This is a genomic window from Cohnella luojiensis, assembly GCF_004564235.1.
In the GTDB taxonomy this organism is placed as follows: domain Bacteria; phylum Bacillota; class Bacilli; order Paenibacillales; family Paenibacillaceae; genus Cohnella; species Cohnella luojiensis.
In genome coordinates, this window is sequence record NZ_SOMN01000018.1 from 65794 (window position 1) to 85998 (window position 20205).

At 49.7% G+C, this 20205-nt stretch carries 22 protein-coding genes; 4 read left to right on the plus strand and 18 right to left on the minus strand.

All coding sequences use genetic code 11. From position 1 onward, the window contains the following. Positions 1-232: 232 nt before the first annotated feature. The 7 genes from E2980_RS13425 to E2980_RS13455 all read right to left on the minus strand — a co-directional run bounded on the left by E2980_RS13425 (position 233) and on the right by E2980_RS13455 (position 6310). The gene (locus tag E2980_RS13425) at positions 233-1132 is read right to left on the minus strand and encodes a response regulator (RefSeq protein WP_205699972.1); all 900 of its coding nucleotides are present in this window, start codon (positions 1130-1132) and stop codon (positions 233-235) included. A 2-nt stretch (positions 1133-1134) separates the two neighbouring features. Further along, positions 1135-2454 carry a sensor histidine kinase gene (locus E2980_RS13430; RefSeq protein WP_240703023.1) on the minus strand — a complete coding sequence of 440 codons (1320 nt, stop codon included), beginning with the start codon at positions 2452-2454 and terminating at the stop codon, positions 1135-1137. 63 nt (positions 2455-2517) lie between these two features. Beyond that, entirely contained in the window at positions 2518-3282 is a 765-nt protein-coding gene (locus tag E2980_RS13435; protein WP_135152692.1) for a TSUP family transporter, read from the minus strand. Positions 3283-3313: 31 nt separating this feature from the next. Beyond that, positions 3314-3964, minus strand: coding sequence for an amino acid ABC transporter permease (locus tag E2980_RS13440; RefSeq protein WP_135152693.1), 651 nt, complete (start codon positions 3962-3964; stop codon positions 3314-3316). A gap of 11 nt (positions 3965-3975) precedes the next feature. After that, entirely contained in the window at positions 3976-4629 is a 654-nt protein-coding gene (locus E2980_RS13445; RefSeq protein WP_135152694.1) for an amino acid ABC transporter permease, read from the minus strand. Between the two features lie 70 nt (positions 4630-4699). Then, complete coding sequence (locus E2980_RS13450; RefSeq protein WP_135152695.1) at positions 4700-5557, minus strand: transporter substrate-binding domain-containing protein; 858 nt, start codon at positions 5555-5557, stop codon at positions 4700-4702. Positions 5558-5581: 24 nt separating this feature from the next. After that, positions 5582-6310, minus strand: a complete 729-nt coding sequence (locus E2980_RS13455; RefSeq protein ID WP_135152696.1) for an amino acid ABC transporter ATP-binding protein — start codon at positions 6308-6310, stop codon at positions 5582-5584. A gap of 439 nt (positions 6311-6749) precedes the next feature. Between E2980_RS13455 and E2980_RS24240 the strand changes: the two genes are divergently transcribed. Then, the gene (locus E2980_RS24240; protein WP_167747116.1) at positions 6750-6920 is read left to right on the plus strand and encodes a hypothetical protein; all 171 of its coding nucleotides are present in this window, start codon (positions 6750-6752) and stop codon (positions 6918-6920) included. A gap of 45 nt (positions 6921-6965) precedes the next feature. On the opposite strand, the gene E2980_RS13460 is transcribed toward E2980_RS24240, so the two are convergent. From E2980_RS13460 to E2980_RS13480, 5 genes are all read right to left on the minus strand, one after another. Next, a complete protein-coding gene (locus tag E2980_RS13460; RefSeq protein WP_135152697.1) occupies positions 6966-7817 on the minus strand; it encodes a patatin-like phospholipase family protein in 852 nt (283 codons plus the stop codon). A 14-nt stretch (positions 7818-7831) separates the two neighbouring features. Beyond that, positions 7832-8464, minus strand: coding sequence for a TetR/AcrR family transcriptional regulator (locus E2980_RS13465; RefSeq protein ID WP_135152698.1), 633 nt, complete (start codon positions 8462-8464; stop codon positions 7832-7834). 156 nt (positions 8465-8620) lie between these two features. Beyond that, a complete protein-coding gene (locus tag E2980_RS13470) occupies positions 8621-9196 on the minus strand; it encodes a permease (RefSeq protein WP_135152726.1) in 576 nt (191 codons plus the stop codon). A 139-nt stretch (positions 9197-9335) separates the two neighbouring features. Further along, positions 9336-10109, minus strand: coding sequence for a DODA-type extradiol aromatic ring-opening family dioxygenase (locus tag E2980_RS13475; RefSeq protein ID WP_135152699.1), 774 nt, complete (start codon positions 10107-10109; stop codon positions 9336-9338). Between the two features lie 27 nt (positions 10110-10136). Beyond that, complete coding sequence (locus tag E2980_RS13480; RefSeq protein ID WP_135152700.1) at positions 10137-10778, minus strand: alpha/beta hydrolase; 642 nt, start codon at positions 10776-10778, stop codon at positions 10137-10139. A gap of 156 nt (positions 10779-10934) precedes the next feature. On the opposite strand from E2980_RS13480, the gene E2980_RS13485 reads away from it, so the two are divergent. Next, on the plus strand, positions 10935-11492 hold the full coding sequence (locus E2980_RS13485) for a helix-turn-helix domain-containing protein (protein WP_135152727.1): 558 nt from the start codon (positions 10935-10937) through the stop codon (positions 11490-11492). Here the strand turns inward: E2980_RS13485 and E2980_RS24245 are convergent. Both E2980_RS24245 and E2980_RS13490 read right to left on the minus strand, forming a co-directional pair. After that, positions 11489-11632 (minus strand): hypothetical protein, encoded by a 144-nt coding sequence (locus tag E2980_RS24245; protein ID WP_167747117.1) that lies wholly within the window; start codon positions 11630-11632, stop codon positions 11489-11491. The two genes, E2980_RS13485 and E2980_RS24245, sit on opposite strands and share 4 nt — an antisense overlap. Before the next feature lie 172 nt (positions 11633-11804). Further along, the gene (locus E2980_RS13490) at positions 11805-12719 is read right to left on the minus strand and encodes a hypothetical protein (protein WP_135152701.1); all 915 of its coding nucleotides are present in this window, start codon (positions 12717-12719) and stop codon (positions 11805-11807) included. A gap of 272 nt (positions 12720-12991) precedes the next feature. Between E2980_RS13490 and E2980_RS13495 the strand changes: the two genes are divergently transcribed. Further along, complete coding sequence (locus E2980_RS13495; RefSeq protein ID WP_135152702.1) at positions 12992-13183, plus strand: hypothetical protein; 192 nt, start codon at positions 12992-12994, stop codon at positions 13181-13183. A 141-nt stretch (positions 13184-13324) separates the two neighbouring features. Here the strand turns inward: E2980_RS13495 and E2980_RS13500 are convergent, their stop codons facing one another. Then, entirely contained in the window at positions 13325-13678 is a 354-nt protein-coding gene (locus E2980_RS13500; protein ID WP_240703024.1) for a hypothetical protein, read from the minus strand. A 278-nt stretch (positions 13679-13956) separates the two neighbouring features. Between E2980_RS13500 and E2980_RS13505 the strand changes: the two genes are divergently transcribed. Then, entirely contained in the window at positions 13957-14157 is a 201-nt protein-coding gene (locus E2980_RS13505) for a hypothetical protein (protein WP_135152703.1), read from the plus strand. Between the two features lie 123 nt (positions 14158-14280). On the opposite strand, the gene E2980_RS13510 is transcribed toward E2980_RS13505, so the two are convergent. The 3 genes from E2980_RS13510 to E2980_RS13520 form a co-directional block, all read right to left on the minus strand. Beyond that, positions 14281-15123, minus strand: a complete 843-nt coding sequence (locus E2980_RS13510) for a copper amine oxidase N-terminal domain-containing protein (RefSeq protein WP_338080680.1) — start codon at positions 15121-15123, stop codon at positions 14281-14283. 191 nt (positions 15124-15314) lie between these two features. Beyond that, a complete protein-coding gene (locus E2980_RS13515) occupies positions 15315-15908 on the minus strand; it encodes a hydrolase (protein WP_135152728.1) in 594 nt (197 codons plus the stop codon). A 468-nt stretch (positions 15909-16376) separates the two neighbouring features. Next, a complete protein-coding gene (locus tag E2980_RS13520) occupies positions 16377-20114 on the minus strand; it encodes a carboxypeptidase-like regulatory domain-containing protein (RefSeq protein WP_135152705.1) in 3738 nt (1245 codons plus the stop codon). Between the last annotated feature and the right edge of the window lie 91 nt (positions 20115-20205).

A 20205-nucleotide genomic window follows, 5' to 3' on the forward strand; every position in this document is an offset into this window, starting at 1 on the left:
CAGGGAAGCGTTTGAGGCTATCATCGAGAAGGATGCGGCGTTGCCAACGTTGTACGATGAAGAAGACCCAAACTCTCCAATCGAGCCTTTATGGCAATAGAGAATGGAGCGTCTTTAATCGGCGCTCCATTTTTTATTGCCTAGGAGCAGTGCCGGAGTAACGGCTGTCGCCGTCGAGCGGCACTGTCCATGGCATGCCTTCTTGCGAGGATTTATAGACCTGGGCCAGCAGTTAAACGTTCATTTTATTCAAAGTCTCCATATAGAGCACCTGCAAGAACTTCTTAACGTTCACCTTGCCTTTGCCGGGATAGATATCCTCCTCGATTTCCTTCATTTTCAGCCGGATATCCTGAAAGTCAAAGTAAAGCGGGGCGTAATACTCGAATTTGGGGTTGCAGTAATCGGTCAAGCCGATGGAAGCCAGATTCGTTAATGCGGCGGTGACGGATCTGCGAATCCGTTGCTCCATCGCTTTGCTGTCCCTCTCGATGTCGCCCCTGTCCTGTTTAGAGCTTTGAGTCACGGCTTCGTATAATTCTTTCAGCGGCGGGAAGTCGTGCCTCTTGTTCTGTACAACGAGCCATTCCATCATCGACACGATATCTTTGCTTCCGATTTCGCCGACGATTCCAAGGTCCATTAAAATCTGTTGAACGACGAAGCGAACGGTCGTTTCTTTGCGCGGCGCCGCCGAATCGGGCTGGAACGTTTCCAATTTCGCCAGCGATTGTTTGATATCGGAAATGTATCGATCGAGCCGCCATCGTTCGCTTACCTTTTGCATGACGGCTTCCACTTCCACCCAATTGATCGGTTTCTGGATAAAAAATTCAATCCCCGTCCGATAAGCTTGCCCGACCATTTCTTTATTTTCCACCTGCGAGATCATGACGAATTTTCCTTGATACCCTTCGCCTTTCAATTGCGCAATCGTTTCGATTCCGTCCTGATCGGGCATCAGCAAATCGATCAACACGATATCCGGATTCGCTCCCAGGATCACCCGGGTTCCCTCCAGGCCTCCCCCCGCAACGCTCACGACCTTGCCGAAGCCGCTTTCCTCAATGATATTCTGAAGCATTCGTCTGCTGACGGCATCGTCATCCACAATACAGAAAGTCAGTTCCATCGCTACTCCCCTTTTCGCAAAGTCGATGTAGGAAGAGATACAACGAATCGGGCACCCTTGCCGTGCTCGGGCGTCGTCACTTTAATCGTGCCGCCGTAGGACCGAACGATTTCGCGCACGTGAGAAAGGCCGATGCCCGTTGCTGCGACCCCTACTTCGTTAAACTTGGTCGTAAATCCGGGTTCGAAAATGATTTCCTTGTCCTGTTCGGGTATGCCCTTGCCTGAATCGATAACCGAAAATACCGTAAACTCTTCCTGCTCGAACACATGGATCCGGATGATCCCGTATTGGTTCAATGCCTCAACGGCATTGGCCACCAGATTATTGAGCAAGGTCAACATAAGAATATAGTGGGAGGTCGGGTAGTCGACCTGAAGATCTCCCTCGATCGCGATTTCTTTTCCCAGCATTTCGCTGTACTTTTGATTCGCTTTGACGACAAAACGGAAGATCTCCGCAAGATTCATTTCGGCAGCGATTTCCCGGTCGTATAACTTAGTCAAGCCCGCCAAAATCCGCTGGGAATCCTTCTTCACTTCATGGATTTGCTGGGAAATTCCGAGCGCTTGCCGGCTGTATTCGGTCTGATGATCCTTCTTTAATTTGCTGTACAGATCAAAGCTGCTCGCCGTAATACGCTCGATCGTATCCATCGATTTGCGCAAATAGAACGATTCTCCGTACAAACCCGCCCCGATGTTCAGCATTTGTTCGATTCTTTTTTCCTGTTCGGCTTGGATCAGCCGCATTTGGCGGATAGAGATGCTGCTGTATAATCCGATGATAAAATAACTGCGGAGAACCGCGATAACCGCCAGCAGCAGCCATCCGTTGTCATGAAAAGGGGCGGCTCCCTGAATCAGTCTGCGGGTGATGAGCTCGCATTCGTTGGAAACAAAATCGATGACGGAAATCACGCCGCCCAGAACAAGAGGTTGAAATCGGTGCAATACGGGTTGAATCACGCTCATTCCGGCAGCAAACGCGAAATAGAATATCCCGCTGGCAAGATGATCGAGTATGCTCGTTGCGACAGCGAACGAATCCGGCGCGCCGACCCAATCTTCTCCCATCCGGAAGATCACGACGATAATTCCCGTAACGGCTCCGGTTTTGAGGTAGGACAGATGGTGCATCAGCATTAAAAATAACAGCATCGTGCTGGCTCCAAGGCCAAGACGAAAAACATCCCCGATGAAGGGGTTGATCTTGAATTCACTGGCAAAAGCCGTCGCGAGGGCGACAATGATCATTTGCAATTTTTCATTTCTGAACCATGTCTGCATCTTCATGCTAACGGTCGATGGAGAGTCCGGCATCCTGGTTCACCCCGTATTGTGACGACCGAGCGTGCCTGATGGCACTGGCTAGCGGTCGCACGGTCAATAAAGCAAATCCCACAGCTGCTTTCCGACCAGTAAACTGCATATCGCCATGAACAACGGACGGACATAAGACGAGCCTCTACGGATCGCGAATCCGGAACCGATCAGGGAGCCGGCAATCATCGCCGCGCCCATCGGAAGCCCGTACCGATAGTTTACCAATCCGAAAGAAACGAACGCCGCCAAGCTTGCGATGTTGCTCACGAAATTCAACACCTTGGCGTTGCCCGCGGCCATGACGAAATCAAATCCGAGCGCCAGGAAAGCAAAAATGAGAAAGGATCCGGTTCCCGGACCGAAAAATCCGTCGTAAAAACCGAGACCGAACGCCGCAATCCCCATCAATACCCCCGATTTGGCCTTCAGTCCGGAGAAGGTGGATTGGGCGCCCCAGCTTTTTTTGAAAAACGTATACAACGTCACCGCCAGGAGCATGACCACGACCAAAGGCCGCAAAAAATCCGAAGGAATATGGCGCACCGCGAAAGTGCCGCCGACGGCTCCCGTCAGCGTAAGCGGGAACAAATACAAGACGAGCCTCAGATTCACTTTACCCGAGCGGATAAATGAAAGCGTGCTCGTAAGCGATGACATCGTGCCGGCCAGCTTGTTCGTTCCGAGCGCTACCGTCGGAGGCATTCCGGTTGCCAGCAGCAGCGGCAATGCGACAAGTCCGCCTCCCCCGACGACGGAATCCACGAACGCGGCGAGAAATCCTCCGGCCATAAGCAAAGGCAGCCAAGCTATGTCGAAATGTTCCATCAAAGCCTCCTCATCCCGGCCGGTCGACAAATCAAGCCATGCGGTTTTCCAATCTTCTCGACACCAAAGACAAAATATAATTGACAACGAAGTACATGACCGCAACGACCATCAGAATCGGAATGGCTGAGTTATAATTGTGACCGACGACGATATTCGCGTTATGCATAAGTTCGGGCAACGCGATTCCGACGGCCAGCGAAGTATCTTTCAACAACGAAATGAATTGGCTCACGAGCGGCGGAACCATTCTGCGGAGCCCCTGGGGAAGCACGATGTGCCAGAGAGTTCGCGCACCGTTCAATCCGGAAGATCGGGCCGCTTCGATCTGGCCTTTGTCGACGGAGTTCAAGCCGCTGCGGACGACTTCCGATATCATAGCCGCCTCGAACACGGCCAATGCGACAATGCTGGAATATAACGTCCCGAGATTGATTCCTACTTCGGGCAACGCGAATCTCGTGAAAAATATGATCAGCAGAAGCGGGAGATTCCGGATCAGCTCCACTTCAAAAGCGAGGGCTTGCGACAACACCGGAACCTTCGCGTATCGGAGCGTACCGGTCACGCAACCGATGACGAAGCTGATCGCAATGGCGATGAATGCCACTTCAAGCGTAACATAAAAACCTTCCAACAAAAACTTCAGATTTGCGGTTGTGTAAGCCCCTTTGAAGTCCATTTTCGTCCCCCCTAATCATTTCTGGCCAGCCGGCGTTCAATCCGTACGACCGCGAAGCTGAGCGGAATGGTCAACAGGAGGTAGAACATCGCTACAAAAATGTAGGTGCTGAATGTATCAAACGTATCGGTGTTGATGATATCGCCGTAGTACATCAAGTCAAATCCTGCAAAAACGGTCAAGATGGAAGAATTTTTGATGAGATTGATGAATTGGTTGCCTAGAGGCGGAATGACGATTTTGATGGCTTGCGGAAGAATGATGTGGCGCATCGTCTTTAGGTACGTAAGTCCCGACGCCAGCGCCGCTTCCGTCTGTCCTTTCGGCACGGACATGATGCCCGCCCGAATCGCTTCGGCGATGAACGAAGAGGTATACACGGCAAGACCGATCGTCCCGCATACGAAGCCGTCCAATGTAATGCCGAGGGAGGGCAGTCCGAGATAAAAGAAGAATACGACGAGGAGGAGCGGTATGTTCCGGATAAATTCAACGTAAGCCGTGCCGAACCAGTTCAACGGTTTAACGGGCGCGATGCGGAACACCGCGATCACGGTTCCCAGCACGAAGCTCCCGATCAATGCCAGAACGCTGGACTGAATCGTATTATAGAATCCAGCCAGATAGGAATCGATGTATCGCTCAAGGATGGAAAAATTCAACATGTCGTTTGATCCCCCCTGCTTCCTGAAATGCATGGGATGGGAGGAGTCCTCCCATCCACATGTCGGATGCTTATTTCAGCGGAGTCTCGCCGATCCATTTCTCGTAGATCTTGTCGTACTCGCCGCTTGATTTCAGAGAAGCCAAATATTCGTTGACGGCGTTGACCAGATCGGCGTTGCCTTTCTTCGCCGCGATGCCATATGGCTCCTCGGTGAAGGTTCCGCCGACGACTTCGTAATTCGAATCCTGGCTCGCCATGCCGTACAGAATCGCGTTGTCCGTCGTCAGCGCGTCTCCTTGACCTGCACGAAGCGCGCTGAATGCGTCTTGATAGTTGTCGAACTCAAGCACGGTCGCATCCGGTGCCTTTTCTTTGATGTTTTTGACCGAAGTAGCCCCTTTGACAGCCATTACTTTCGTTCCTTTTTTCACGTCGGCCACCGATTGGATCGGACTGCCTTTTTTCACGAGCAAGGATTGTCCCGCGTTGAAGTAGACCTCGGAGAAATCGACCTGCTTTCTCCGTTCTTCATTGATGGTCATAGTGGCGATGATTAAATCGATCTCGCCGTTGTCCAGCATTGGGATCCGCGTCTTGGAAGTAACTTCCCTCAATTCGATTTTGGTTTCGTCGCCGAGCAGCTGCTTGGCCAACCCCTTGGCGATATCGATGTCGAATCCTTCGACATTGCCGGAAGCGGGGTCTTTTAGACCGAACAGGCGAGTGTCGAACTTGACGCCCACGACGAGTTTGCCCTTGCTCTTGATCGCGTCGATCGTCGGGGTACCGCCGGTTGCAGCCGAAGCTGACGTTGTCGGAGACGAAGATCCGCTGTCCGAATTTTCCTTTGTGCCGCAGGCGGCAAGCACGAATACCGCCGTCAAAGTGATTAAGAGACCAAGCGCTTTCCATTTTCTTCTGACCATGGTTTCTTTCTCCTCTCTCAACCTTTAATGAGCTATCAAGCGGCTAAGAAATGCACGGGCCCGCTCTTCACGCGGACTCGCGAAAAACTCGGCCGGTGTTGCCTCTTCCACGATTTGCCCCTGGTCCATAAACACGACCCGATCGGCCACTTCCCGGGCAAAGCCCATTTCATGGGTCACGACGACCATCGTCATTCCTTCGCGAGCCAGCGTCTTCATGACGTCCAGCACTTCTCCGACCATTTCCGGATCGAGCGCGGATGTCGGTTCGTCGAAGAGCATGATTTTCGGCTTCATCGCGAGTCCCCGGGCAATCGCCACCCGCTGCTGTTGACCGCCCGACAATTTGGAAGGATAAGCGTACGCTTTGTCCTGGATGCCGACTTTCTCCAAATAGTACATGGCCGTTTCCTCGGCTTCCTTCTTGGACAAGCCGAGAACTTTCATAGGAGCCAGCGTGATGTTGTCGATTACCTTTTTGTGAGGATATAGATTGAATTGCTGGAACACCATGCCGATATCGCGCCGAAGTTTGTTGATGTCCGCTTTCCTGTCATTCACCTTGACGTCGTGGACAACCAATTCCCCGCTCGTTATCGTTTCCAGACGGTTGATGCACCGCAGCAGCGTGCTTTTGCCGGAACCCGACGGTCCGACGACGACGACCACTTCGCCCTGCCCGACCTGAAGGTTAATTCCTTTAAGCACTTGAAAATCTCCGTAATGTTTATCTACTTCGCGAAAGAAGATCAATTCCAACCCTCCTCTCTCAGATCCCCCTCATCTTAAACGACGACCTACAACAAATAACTCAATCCGACAGATTTTCTTTCATGAAATTAGAAGATTTTTAGAATTTACAGTAAAGTTGATAGTAATTACGAGTTTTGCGTCAGGTTATATAACATATACCGTACATTACTTGCTTAATAAACGGCTTCGCCGGTGTTGGTCGGCCAAGCCCAACCCTTCATTTCTAGTTGTAAAATATACACTAAGAAACTCTATACTCACTCGTTGGAAGAAACTAGTTGCAGAAAATACACTTACATCCTTCAAAATTCTGATGTTCGGACTCCATTCATTTAATTAACTGCATTTTTTGCAACTAGATTCGGATATGTTGCCTTTTCCTTCAAACTAACTGACTTTTTTACACTTAGCGTTTGCCGATGATGGCGGGGTTGCGGAGATGCGGGTGCTGCTAGTAGACGTTGGCGGTTGGCAGTTGGCGGTTGGCGGTTGGCGGTTGGCGGTTGGCGGTTGGCGGTTGGCGGTTGGCGGTTGGCGGTTGGCGGTTGGCGGTTGGCGGTTGGCGGTTGGCGGTTGGCGGTTGGCGGTTGGCGGTTGGCGGTTGGTTTAAAAAAACCGCGAACTCTACTCGCGTAGAATTCACGGCCTTATAGTTTCATCGTTCCGCCCAAGCCGTCATTGACGGCATTAACCGTTTCGCATCCTCGTAACCTTGCACGTACAGCGCGTGCAGCTTTTCCGGATCGCGTTCCATACGCCCAACCGTCAACGGCTGCTGGGGCCGGATGACGAAAGCCGCCCCGCTGCGTTCCTGCTCGAGAATGTACGCCATGGTATCGTTGTATATTTCGTGCCGGCGCATCATCGTCTTTACGAATTCGGGATATTTGCCGTAAGCGCGCCGGACGAGCCAGGAGAACCGATTCCTGGACTTCCGATACTCTTCGTTCCTCGTTAAGATCAGAACGTTGCGCCGGTAACCGTCTCGTTCCGCTTTGCGGAGCGGAATCGGATCCGAGATTCCCCCGTCCAGCAGCCGTTTGCCCCCGTACTCCACGATCGGCGCGATAAAAGGCAGAGAACTGGACGCCCGAAGCACCTTCAACAGATCGAATTCCGACTCGCTTTTGTTGTAATAGACCGTTTCGCCGGTAGCGCAATCCGTTGTCCCGATGACGAACTCCTCTTGGCTTTCAAGGAAAGCTTGATGATCGAAGGGGACCAGGGAATTCGGAATTTCATCGAATATGAAATCCATTCCGAACAGTTGGCCGTTCTTCAAGAGATTCCTCCAAGAAATATAGCGCGGATCTTTCACCCAATCGATATTAACGACCTTATTGCGGCCCTTCTGCTTGGAAAGGTAGCTAGCCGCCATGCATGCCCCCGCCGAGACGCCGATCGTATAAGGAAAGTAAATATTTTGTTCCGAGAAGAACTCCAGCACGCCGGCCGTGTATACCCCGCGCATGCCTCCTCCTTCCAATACTAAGCCGATGGATTCCATAGATTTTACCCCCTTTACTCCGCGGATCCTTCCGCCTTCTGTTTGAGCCCGACAAGCAGCACTTCGAACGCCTGTTGGAAGGTAGGCATAAGCCTGCCCATCAGTTGCTCGACCGTTTCTTCGGAATTCATATAGGTGGCGACGATGCCATGCAAGGTAAAAAAGTAAATCCGCGTATACTGCAGCAGCCGTTCATCCCGCGCCTCTAGACGCAAGCATCCCTGAACCGTTCCGGTAAGCTTCGCGAACAACCGATTCCGGACTTGATTAATCTCCATCTCCGGTGCTTCTTCATCCACCCTAACGGACTTAACGTTGAAGAAAAGATTGTACATATTGCGGTGGGTCAAACAAAATTCGATGAATTCCAAGCTGATGGCCTTCAATTGTTCGTCCGGAAGCGTCTCCTGATCGAGCAACGTTTCAAATCGCTCCTGGAGGGATAGAAGCGGCGGCATGGAAAGCTGGTGGAGCAGCGCTTCCTTATCTTTGAAATAGATATAGATAGTCGTATGCGAGCATCCCGCTTCTTTGGCGATTTCGCGCATCGTTACGGCATCGAAACCTCTGACCGCGAATAAGTTGCCCGCCGCGGCAAGGATGCTCCTCTTGGTTTCCTCCGACCTGAGTTCCTGCTTGGACGCCACCGTCAGATCACCTCGTTTTCTTAACTACAGCCATTGTAACCATCGGTTACAGAGCTAGTCAATTTCCTTAGGCTATTTGGAAACTCTGGCGTCCAGCCAACCGCATGCGACAGCGAAAAGTAACATGAATATGATAAAACTCATGGAACCGCCTCCTTAGAATAGACTGGCCACGTCCGTAAGGAGCGCTAACCCGAGCATCATTCCCAGTACCGCCGACGAGAGAATCGCCGCCTTCTTCCTCGTTCCGCCGGCTTTCTTAAGGGCAGAACGGAAATACATCGTGAAGCCGACAACAAGAAGTAGAAGCTCCAAGCCGATCGCTAGGCCTTCGTATTTCCAAGCGCCTAACCCCAGCAAAGGCAGGTCGCCCCAATTCCCCGGCAAGAGCGGCATATCCGAGCGATGGACCACCAGATCCAGAATCCAGTGACTGAACGCAACTCCCGCAAGAATATAACTCGCCCGCTTGCCCCACAGCCATCTTGCCGCAAGTCCGGCTAACACCGAGAGAACCAACGCTCCAAGCAAGGAGTGCGAATAGTCCGCATGAATGATCAACTCTCCATAACCATCGCCATGCTGAGTGTCATCCATCGTTTCCACGCCAGTCAGCAATAAAGGAACGAAGGCTACATCCAATAATTGAGTTGCTACCATTAGCGCCCACAGAGGTACCTCCGGTGATTTCGCCCTTACTCCCGCAGCCAATCCGAAATGTCCAGCAAACATCATCTTCACGCTCCTAAATCATAATTATAACCAATGGTTACTAACCGTTGGTTATATCATAATCGGAGGTTACTTTTTTGTCAATAATAAAAAGCAGATCGCGGAAAATCTCCACGATCTGCTTTATGGGTTGCTTGCTTCAGTTGAACTCCCAGCAGCTTAGGCTTAACGAGCCCAGCTGATAGCTGCGGTGCAGCAATTTCGCTTGCCGGTTACCGTCTCCGGTCCCCATCACAAGAAGCAAAGGAATGAAATGCTCGCTCGTCGGAACAGCTTCCTTGGCGTAAGGTGCTAATTGCTCATAATTGAACAAAGCCTCTAAGTCCCAATTCTCCAGCTTTTCTTGAATCCAACCGTCAAATTCGACGGCCCACTCCTCGGGCGTATTTCCTCCCCGCCAATTCAACATCCGCAGATTGTGGACGACGCCGCCGCTTCCAATGATCAGTATGTCCTGCTCGCGCAGCGACGATAATGTTTTCCCGATCTGATACTGCTGCTCGTTCGTTAGAAATCGGTTAACGGACAGAGCGATAACCGGGATATCCGCGGCGGGATACATCAGCTTAAGAACGGCCCACGCCCCATGATCCAGCCCTCTCTCCGAATCCATGACGCTAGGGATCCCATTCTTCACGAGAAGCTGCGCGATCGCCTCGCTGATAGACGAGTCTCCTTGGGCCGGATAAGTCATCTGGTATAGTTCATCTTGGAAACCGGAAAAATCATAGATGGTGGAGTAAGTATCCGCGGTACTGACCGCTTGCGTCCTGCTCTCCCAATGCGCGGAGAAAATCACGATCGCTTTCGGTTTTGGTGCGGCAGCTGTAAACTTTTTCAAGAAATCCGTATAGGCATGCTGTTCGAGTACAAGAGATGGCGCTCCGTGCGCGACGAAATAAGATGGCATCATCGTATTCATTCACTCCTTAAGTGTGGGTCATAACGCATCCTGCCGAAGCCAGGCAACGAAATCCATTTGATTATTTTCGGATACTTCGTGATCGGTCGGGTAGATCTTGAAGGTGCAATGAGGCGTCAGCTTCTGAAAATAGTCCGCGTTGTCTTGCCCGATCCGCACCGGGAACACGGAATCGAACTGACCATGCGAGATGAATGCCGACAGCTTATCCAATCTTTGGATCAGATACTCGTTCTTCACGAAATCCGGAACATATCCGTTCAAAGCCACGATTCCTTTCAATCCCTTTCCCATCGTAAGCGCGAGAGTCATGGACAAGATGGCGCCTTGGCTGAAGCCGAGAAGGTATCGCTTCGTTGAATCGATCGGATACTTCTCCGTTGCGTATAAGATGAATGCCTCTACCTGCCGAACGGCCCGGTCGAAGCTCTCTCGAATCGGATTACCCAATCCCTTCAGTTCATAATATTGATAACCCGCTCCTAATCGAATATCTCCCCTAATGTTGACGAGAATAAAATCGCCTGACAACGGAGCGACTAAACCTTGCATGTTCTGCTCGTTCGAGCCTTTGCCATGAAGAGTGAAGATTGCCGGATATTTCTTGTTTGGATCACTATGGGCAGGCAGATGGATTTCGTATTCAAAAGCCGGTGTCATCCTAATCCTCCTCCTGATGCTGAATAACTATATAACAGATAGAGAACTATTTTTCATACCGCTAATATAACTCCGTTGCATCTAGCAAGTCAATCAATTTATTGTTAATATAGAATTATGTTTTGTATTACTAATATTTTGTAAAGGGTGATCCCGATGGACATCGGCTCCGCGATCCGCGCCATACGTAAACGCAAAAACATCACGATAGCCCAGATATGCGAAGAAACCGGCTTGTCGCAAGGCTTCATGAGCCAAGTCGAGACGAATAAAACCTCTCCTTCGATTTCAACGCTGGATAACATCGCTAACGCGCTGAACGTACCTTTGACTTATTTGCTGATAAAAAAAGACGAACGCATGGCGATCGTCCGCAAAGCTGACCGAAAGGTAACGACCAGCGGAAGCGAGAAGCTGAAGGTCGAGCACTTAAGCTCCACGAAAGGCATGAGAATGATGCTGGTCGAGCTTCCGCCCGGCTCTTCAACGGGCGAAGTCCCTCATGCGCACAAGGGTGAAGAGACCCATCTGGTCATCCAAGGGAAAATCGTGGCAGAGCAAGGGGAAGATTCCGCGATCTTGGAAGAAGGGGACTCCTTCAGTTGGAACGCCAGCACCCCCCACAGAGTAATCAATGTAAGCGAGGGAATAAGCATCGTTCTGATCTCCGTCTATACGGAGTCGGATGATGAGCAGGAATCGCCCATGTATTAGCTCCTCACGACGAATGCGCTAAGCTCCCGTCTATGGGTATAGCCGAGCAATAGGAAGTTCAAGAGCCAGAACCAGAGAATAGCATTCGGAAAATCCCGGGTGTACAAATAGACGGAAACAAGCAGCATGCCGCAAACCACTTGGAAGCCATCCACCGCCAGCGCGACGTAAATGTTTAATATAATGAATATTTTGCTACTTTACGTTTTAATCCTTCTTTTGCCTCTATCCCTAACGATCAGAAGGGAATAAAAAACATTGCCAACCGGCTCTTAATGAGCCAGCGCAATGTCGCCAGACTGTTAAAACGCGTTATTGGTTTGCCATAGAACTCATCGACTCGTACGCAAGCGGTCCGAAGCCTTCGGAAGGCTCGTCCTTCGGCATGTTGACCTTGAAGAGGTATCCGACGCCGTCCACTTCTTTGACAATGACTACCCGAGTGAGCTTATCATTGCTGCTGACCAGGAATAAGGAAGCGCCGCCGCCCAGAAGAGGGTTTATTTCCACGCTTTTCATGCTTCTTACGTCCCCGACCTTCGCAAGCTCCTTCTCGGAATCTACTTTAATATCGTCCAGTTTATAGCCGACAGGAAGCTTCTGAATATCGACGTAATAATTTTTGTCTACGTTCATGGTCAGCCTGTTCGATTTGGCATCAAAGCTGAACTGCTCGAAGACGTAAAGGGCATAACCGTCCCCTTGGGCCAGCTTGGCGGTTCGCACTTCCTCGTTGCCTTCCAGGTTAAAGGTGAATTCTTTCTTTGCCGGCAGATCAACCGCCGGCAGCTTAGCGACGTTACCCTGTCCGCCTATGTTGCCGGCGATGATGTCTTTCTGAATCTTGGTCAGAATCAACTGGGTGACGGCATTGTCGCCTTCGAGTGTTTTTTCCGTATATTCAAACGAAACCGCATCGCCGGGGTTAAGCCCCGATACGGCGTCTTCGGTACCTTCGCCAAGCTGATAACTGACACTTTCGCTCCCTGTCTTGATCTCTAGCGTATGAGAATCAGCTAGACCCACATACTCCCCTTTACCTTGCTTCGTTTCGTCAGAGCTTTCCGGCGAAGCGGATGGGCTGCTTGTTTCGGTTGGCGAAGCCGCCGCCTGGCTGGCGGAAGAGGAAGAGGTGCTATTCTCGTTTTTGCCGCAAGCCGACAATAGTCCCGTTACCATAATGGCGACACATAGAAGAATGGTCCATTTTTTCGTCTTGATTTTCATGTCAAACACCTCCGACTTTTAAAACGAAACGCACTCGGAAATGTTACAATGGGGAATCTAAACTTTTATTAAATAATAACAACATTCCCAATTAGGAGGAAGTTAGATTGTTGTTCGCGTTGGTGAATTTCCGCATTAAAAAGCTCCTAAAAATCAATTTTTCGTTTTCGATCATTGCATGTAACCTCTCTTGTTTAGTTATGGAACCGGTTTATATGTTAGACTCAACTTATTGACTCTTGTCATGGTGATCTTAATGGAGGTCTTATTTAATGCGTAGATTTAATTTTACTCGGCCTTTGCTGATCATTGCAGTCGCCATTCTGGTTAGATCCTTGACAACAACTGTATGTCTTTTACTAGGGGCTTCGCAAGAGACTGCTGGCAACATTGCTTTTGCTGCGATGGTGGTTGCCGCTATCATTACTTTCACGAAGCTGAACAAATCAAGAAATAAACGATGAGCTACATACCGAAAAAAGAAAACTAACACGAATTCATGAGTTTCATCATCTGGGACCTTGTTGCTATTATGAATCCGTTTATTAACAAGTTAACTTATTTTCACAAAAAAACACCAGTGATGTTCTTAACAACTCAGACCGTCATGCCGTACCGAAGGAAACGCCGAGTTCCTTAAGCCACTTCCGGTACGCGATGCTCAAACGGTCCGCCTTGAGATGAAGCTCAGCCTGCAAATCGAGCGGAAGCTCTTCCGGTTTCTGACTTTCGACGATCGCTTTGTCCTGGTTCACGATCAGCTCCTGAAACTCCTGGAAATGCGAATCGGGCAGTTCGAACGCATAATTGCGCGACACGAGAATGTAAACGTCGGTCCTGCGTTCGTCAACCGGTAGCGCAGCGAAGAGCATGCTGAACGTATCGCCCGTCTCATGGTCGATTTTTTTCAGCCTCGCCACCGTTGGCCTGAGAATGGCCAGCACGTTGTAGGTGATCACGCTTTTACCTCTGCCGTCGGCTGGCTGAAAGACGCCAAAAACTCCGTGGTAAATACGGTTTTGATATCCAGTTCCTCCATCAATCCGATTTCGACCAGCTTACCCATCAGTGACTCCCATCTTTCTTCGGACATGTATCCCGTTCATCACAAATAGTGTTTACTGTTCATACCTCGATTTGTTAACTATTACGGATTTGTTGTAACATCGGTCTGAATGATAACTTTTTCATCTGGAGATGATAAAACAAGCGATTAGGAAATAAAGGGGTGTTCCAATTGAACATTGTGGATGGAATGGATGCAGCGAGGTTTAACTCAGTAAATCCTCATGAGAATTCAATGGATGAAGAAGCGAAAAAAGAAAACACAAAAATGCCAATGGTATTACGAAATCTAAATAATAAATCCAATCTGGACTCCACTTCTCCACAACAGGCACAAGCTCAAATGGCGCAACAACCTCCGTTAAACGAATAAATTGACGGTTAAATAACATTGCTCCAGCATGCAAAAAAGCAGCCTATGCTAATGGCTGCTTTTTTGTATAAATGAGGCGATATTTTATTCACATATAATTCTGCAAAATTGATGATTCTAGGATTATTCCTCGTAAATAACTACTGATTGGGTTTCGGCTTCGAATTTAACAGTGGCCTTTAAGGCTTCACTGACAAAACGAACCGGAATAACCGTGTTACCCTTGACGGCTGTAGCTGGAACCTGAAGTGTCACTTGCTCGCCGTTGACGTATGCGGTCTTACTATCGATAAAGAGTTTAACGGTTATGCCATCGCGGGTAACGGTAATTGAATGCTCGTCTTTGTTCCAGACCACGGTCGCTTTTAAGGCTTCCGCAATAGCCCGGAATGGAACTAACGTAGTGCCGTCGCGAAAGAATGGCGCAATTTGGAATTCAGGCTCTTCACCGTTTACGTACAGTTTCGCACCCTTTTTCCCTATTTTCTCATACAGCTTGCCGAGTTTTTTGTAAGAATCAAGATTTTTGACGTTAGCCCGAACGGCATCCTGCTGTACGTAAACCGCGTCGGATACGCTTCCGCTCTCCACCAAGATATCGGCAACCGCCGACAAAGCCACATCCTTCTCTACGATGACCTCAAGTTCAGCCTTCATTTCAGCCGTAAGATGAGTATCGTATTTGGTTAAAAGAAGATCGGCAATGACTGCTCCAGCAGGCTTGTCCTTCACATTCTCGATCGCGTTAAGCAGTCCCTTGTATCCATTATGACCATGGTTGCCATATGTAGCGGATGTAACGCTCGCTTCAGCATCGGCTTCCACGGTAATATCAACTTTTTTTCCGCCGGCCGCTTCCTCTTTCTTGCCTGCACCATTGCCATTTTTCGATGCCGCGAATGCCGATCCAGTCATAAGACTTGTTGCCAGTACACAAGATACGATGATCATCCAACTTTTTCTCATTATCATATGCCTCCTTGGAATGTCTGTTCACTCTACTATATATATTCGGTTGTCTTTCTGATTTTGAGAGGGTCAAAACTCCGTTTTGGAAAATAATTCTTTTAAAGGCGACATTTGAATGTCAAAAGGCAATCGCCGAGGATAGCGATTGCCTTTTGGCCGATATTGGAGTGCCGTTCGATCGGCCAGCCTTACTTGCCTTCTTTTCCCCCAAATATTTGAGCAGCGTATATTGCACCGAGACCATAAGCGCCGCCATGATCCTTAGCGATAGTAAGAACGTCATTATACGTTTTTTGGTTTGCCCAGTCCCGCTGCATTTCAAGCAAATATTGCAACCAAGTCATTGGAATGGCACCGTGTTGAATCATTCTTTGAACAGCCATGTCATGAGCCTCGGTGCTAACGCCTCCGGATGCATCGGATATGAAGTAAACTTGGTACCCAGCATCAATTGCAGACAGAACGGGATCGACCAGACAAACTTCCGTCCAAAGTCCAGCCATTACGATTTTCTTCTTGTTGAAACTATTTGCTTTATCAACGACGCGTTGATCTTCCCATGGATTCATTGTTGTGCGATCGATTGGTTTCTGATCAGGGAAAACGGCTTGAATTTCCGGAAAGATGTCACCGCTAAATGATTTTGCAGATACAGTCGTTAGAATCGTAGGAACCCCGAATATTTTGGCGGATTTCGCTAAACCTTCAACGTTATTGCGCAACTCGCTTATACTGTGTGATTTCGTTGCGAATGCCATTTGAGGTTGATGGTCAATTAACATTAGGGAATGGTCCGTTGGCGTTAATAGCTGAGGCGAAGCATTTTTCTGAGTTGCTTTAGTTTCAGCATTTTCTGATACGTTTTCGGCAAGCTGACGCAATGATGCATCCGAACCGGATTTTGTAACGGGTTGATTTCTTTCCGGCGTATTTGGCTGTACGTTCTGGGTCGCGGAAAAGCGGCCGTCAACTGGATCCGGATTCATCTGGTTTTGTGATCGCTGTAAGGATTTCTCACCGATATTGCCATTAGTGCAGGCAGTTAATGCGGTTATTATCAAAATCACTACAGCACTTTCATATAGCCTTCTTTTCATTTTCATTCATTGGCACCTCTTTTGTTGTAGTAATTATGGTGTAGTTTGATGCTAATGACATTTCAATATACGGCAAACTAAAGTAAAAAGCCCAAGAGTCTGCAATGATGCAGCTCTTGGACCTTTCTTGTGTGCGCCTTTACAAAATCGTTGTTAATCCGGTTTCGAATGGTTGCCCGTAAGGGAAATCCAGGTCGTACCTTCTCCTGTACCGGTCGTAGCCGTCACCCTATGTTGGCCAAGCGCTAGGGTTGGCTGTAAAGTCAGAAACACGGTAAAGACACCCTTATCCGTGGTTTTACCCTTTGCGGAAACGTTGCCTATCGTAACCGTCACCGTCTTGCCCGAAACGGCCTTTCCGGCAGCGTTCGTTACTTTTCCGCTCAACGTCACCTTTTGTCCCCCGCGTACGCCGTTCATTGGCATATTGATGGAGATCCGGTCGCGCGCAGCCGCTTCTACGGGCGTTCCCACGAACAAGGTTCCGCTGACGCTGTCCCTGACCACTTGAGTTTGCGTACCATCCAATGTTGAAATGACGACGCTGGACTCTACGGGATACAGGATAATTGCATCAATATTAGCCTTGTGCGTATCGCTAGGATTGTTCAAGTGAAGCTCATGCTTCCCTGCCGTTAAGGTAACTTTTGCGATTCGTTTCAAGCTGACATCGCCTGCAGGAGCGTTTGGCAGCGGAACGTTGTTCCCGGCTTGATCATCAAATCCGATGAACACATTAGGCGCAGCTCCGTCTCCCCCTGCCGCAACCGAGCTTAACATGACATCGTACACGCCGGCTTTCGGCACTTTAATCTCGAACGATTTTTGTTGGCTTGTCGGCATCTCGACATAAGCGCCGCCGGAAGAATCCGGACTCGCATACCGCACTTCCGGTACCGACATCTTATAAATCTTCGCGTCCGCAATCGAAGCATATCCTTCATACGGTTTCGGATTGTCCGCGTCCGTGATAAACCTTACTACCAACTCCACCGTGCCTGCCGGGATCGCAGCCCTTGGCGTCGTACTTACCGCGCCGTCGCCCGAATACCACGTACGGGGATGATAACTCATATCGTTGGCATCGGCGACAAGCAACTCTTCTCCTGCGGCGTTAACCGCGACCACTTCCGCCCGAAGCCTGGTATCGAACTCTACCCGTCCGTTAAATTGCAGCCTGACGTAATCGCCGGCTTGAAAACTGCCTTGTTTTCCATCGATAGGAATTGAGGTTTGGATCGATCCGTCATCGAACAGCCGGATATTGTTATGGCCGCTCGCGGCGACGAAAATCGTTTTCTGCCCCTTCCAGTTGGGGTAGATTAGCGTATTATCGCCTACCAGCATAGCATCATCATACACTTTCGCCTCGTCGGATCCGGAATCTGCATCTTGTTTGGTTACCGCTTTTTCCGGTACGTTTAACGCCCCTTCCGGAAGCGTCATCTCGATATCGGCCGGCGCGGAGCTCTTGTACAGGTTTTCGATTTCAATGGTTTGCGCATTGTGCTCGCTTGTCGTTACGCCGAGCAAATACGATTGCGCGATCGAATTATTACGAATCCGCAGCAATGCGCGAAGAGCTTCGTCTAGCGACTCTCCTCCGCTGTTGATGTTAACCCGCGTATCGTAAAGCCCGTCGTAGGCATACCCGTTCTTCTGATCGAACATCGGAAAGCTCCGCACGTTGTTACCGGTCCACCATGTGCCTGCTAATCCGGCCATCACGGCATATTTCTTCTTGCCCGTTACTTCGTACAGCGCCAGATAATTATCCACGTAACTGGCCGTTCCGTAATTGATAAGAGGATACGGCTTTTTGTTGGGATGAAGATTCTCCGCCCTGCCGGAAATGAGCAAATCGCTCAAGAAAGCATCCGCCGCCTGCTCGGCTGCTTCGATCCATTGGGTCTGGCCGGCAATCTTGCCCGCGAAGGCGAGCGCGCGTACTTGAATGCTTCCCCATTCATCCCAGCGGTCGGGAGTCGTCATATCGCCGTTGTGCTGCATGATGCCGCCGTAAGGAAAGTCTCGGAATGACGTTCCTCTCCTTGCCATATAGATGCCTTCTCCGAGCTTGCGCACTGATTCTCGGATGGATTTTTTAACAGACGCATCGTTCGTTGCATTATAATGCTCTCTTAATGCATTAACCGCAATCGATGATACCCATACATCCCCCATCAGCAGCCACTTCGCCACTTTGACGCCTTCCAGGGTAACGTATTGTCCGTAATTGGGATCCGTCTTCTCCTTCAGGCGTTTCAAGTTCAGATTCAGTCTCGCCGTTACGCGAGCTCCTAGCTCTTTATCCGCTTTTTTCAACTGAGGCAGAGATCTTCCCATCGCTTCGTATGCCCGTACAGCCCACCAGCTGAAGCTTTTTTGCGAGGAATGGCTGTCCTTCTTATAAATGGTGCCATCCGCGTCCTTAACGACAAAATTGTCAAAGTCGCCGTCGTCGTGCTGCATCCACATCAGAAATTCCAGTCCGCGCTTGATCATGTCATAGCTGAACGCGTCGCCATATGTTTTGTAATGTTCGACATAGGCGATAACCGCCCGAGCCACATCGTCAACGGCCGCAAAGCCTTCCTGCGGGTCTCCTACCCATTCGTACCCTTTGGACAAATCGTTGCGGTCGACCGGTTCGGAGTACAAGTGCGTAATGAACATCGGGATGCCGTCGATCGTTACTTTCTCGTTCATGAAATTGAAATGCTTCAGATTGAGATAGACTTCATCGGCTCGTTTCAGCCCGTATTTGCGGAAAAAGGACAGATCCTTCGCTGTAAGCTGCCCATCCGTATCGTAATCGTATTTCAAATCGGGCTTTCCGCTTTTTAACATGACGGTCAGCGCTTTTTCGTCCTTCGCATCAATGGCTTTGTCACCGTTGACATCATATTTGGACATCGATTCTTCACGCTCGGCCGATATCCCGATATTTCGGATCCTTACGGGTTTGTCCGTTTCGTTGTGCAGTTCTACCCAAATTTCCACGGCGTCGTCATGAAGTATGCCGCCGTTCGTCATGACGGCATCCTGCACCGTGAACCAGGTTCCGCGAGGCGTATCGGCAATATTCTTAAGATCGACCTGCGTTCCCTTGGTATCATGGACTCGAACAAATACGCCGTCCGTCCGGTTAACTCCTTCGTCGACGAACAGGTCGGTTTTCACTTTTATTTTATCGCCTGCTTGCGGCTTGTCGTTGCCTTCTCCATAAGGAATGTTACGCCATGCCGCCGCACCGGGCAGCATGAGAAGCGAGCCCGTAAGATAAGATTTATCCGCGCCGTTGTTGTCCCAGCCGGCCATGCCTGCGGAGAAATCGTAAGTCGCATAGTTTTTGACAACGCCATTCGCTTCGCCCCAGACTACGAGTTTAGAAATCTCGATCGTTCCGGGAGTATCGTTATGGATTTCGATCCACAAGTCGTTCTGGCCGGTCGGAATGACACCGTTATTGTTGATAAACTTCGTTGTCACATCGATTTCTTTCCCGCGCTCCAGCCCGCTCAAATCGTTGATTTCCGCCAGAGCGCTTCCGGCGTTCATCCGGATCAACACATTATCGTTTTTCGTAACGTCGCCGTTCAATATGACCGTCGCTTTGGCATGGACGGAATCCCCTGCCGCAGGAGCGTTAGCCATACCCGTAATCGGAATTGCTCGCCATAATGCAGCGCCCGGTTTCAAAGTCAGATGCTTCCGGGCGGTGAATTTAGACGCGTCGCCTGTTTCCCAGTTCGTTAATCCGTTACTCAGATCACCGTTGTTAATCGCGTACTGGACGATGGTCGTTTCCGCCGCATTACTCGAGGGAACAACGCCGATTGTAACAACAAGGCATAGGATCAATAAAGATATCAATTGCTTTTTGATCATCTTCTTAGCCTCCCAAATGTCTTTCAAATAGTGAAATCGCTTTCATTTACTAGGAAAGAAACCCGTACTTTTGTTCGGCTTGCCGGATAAT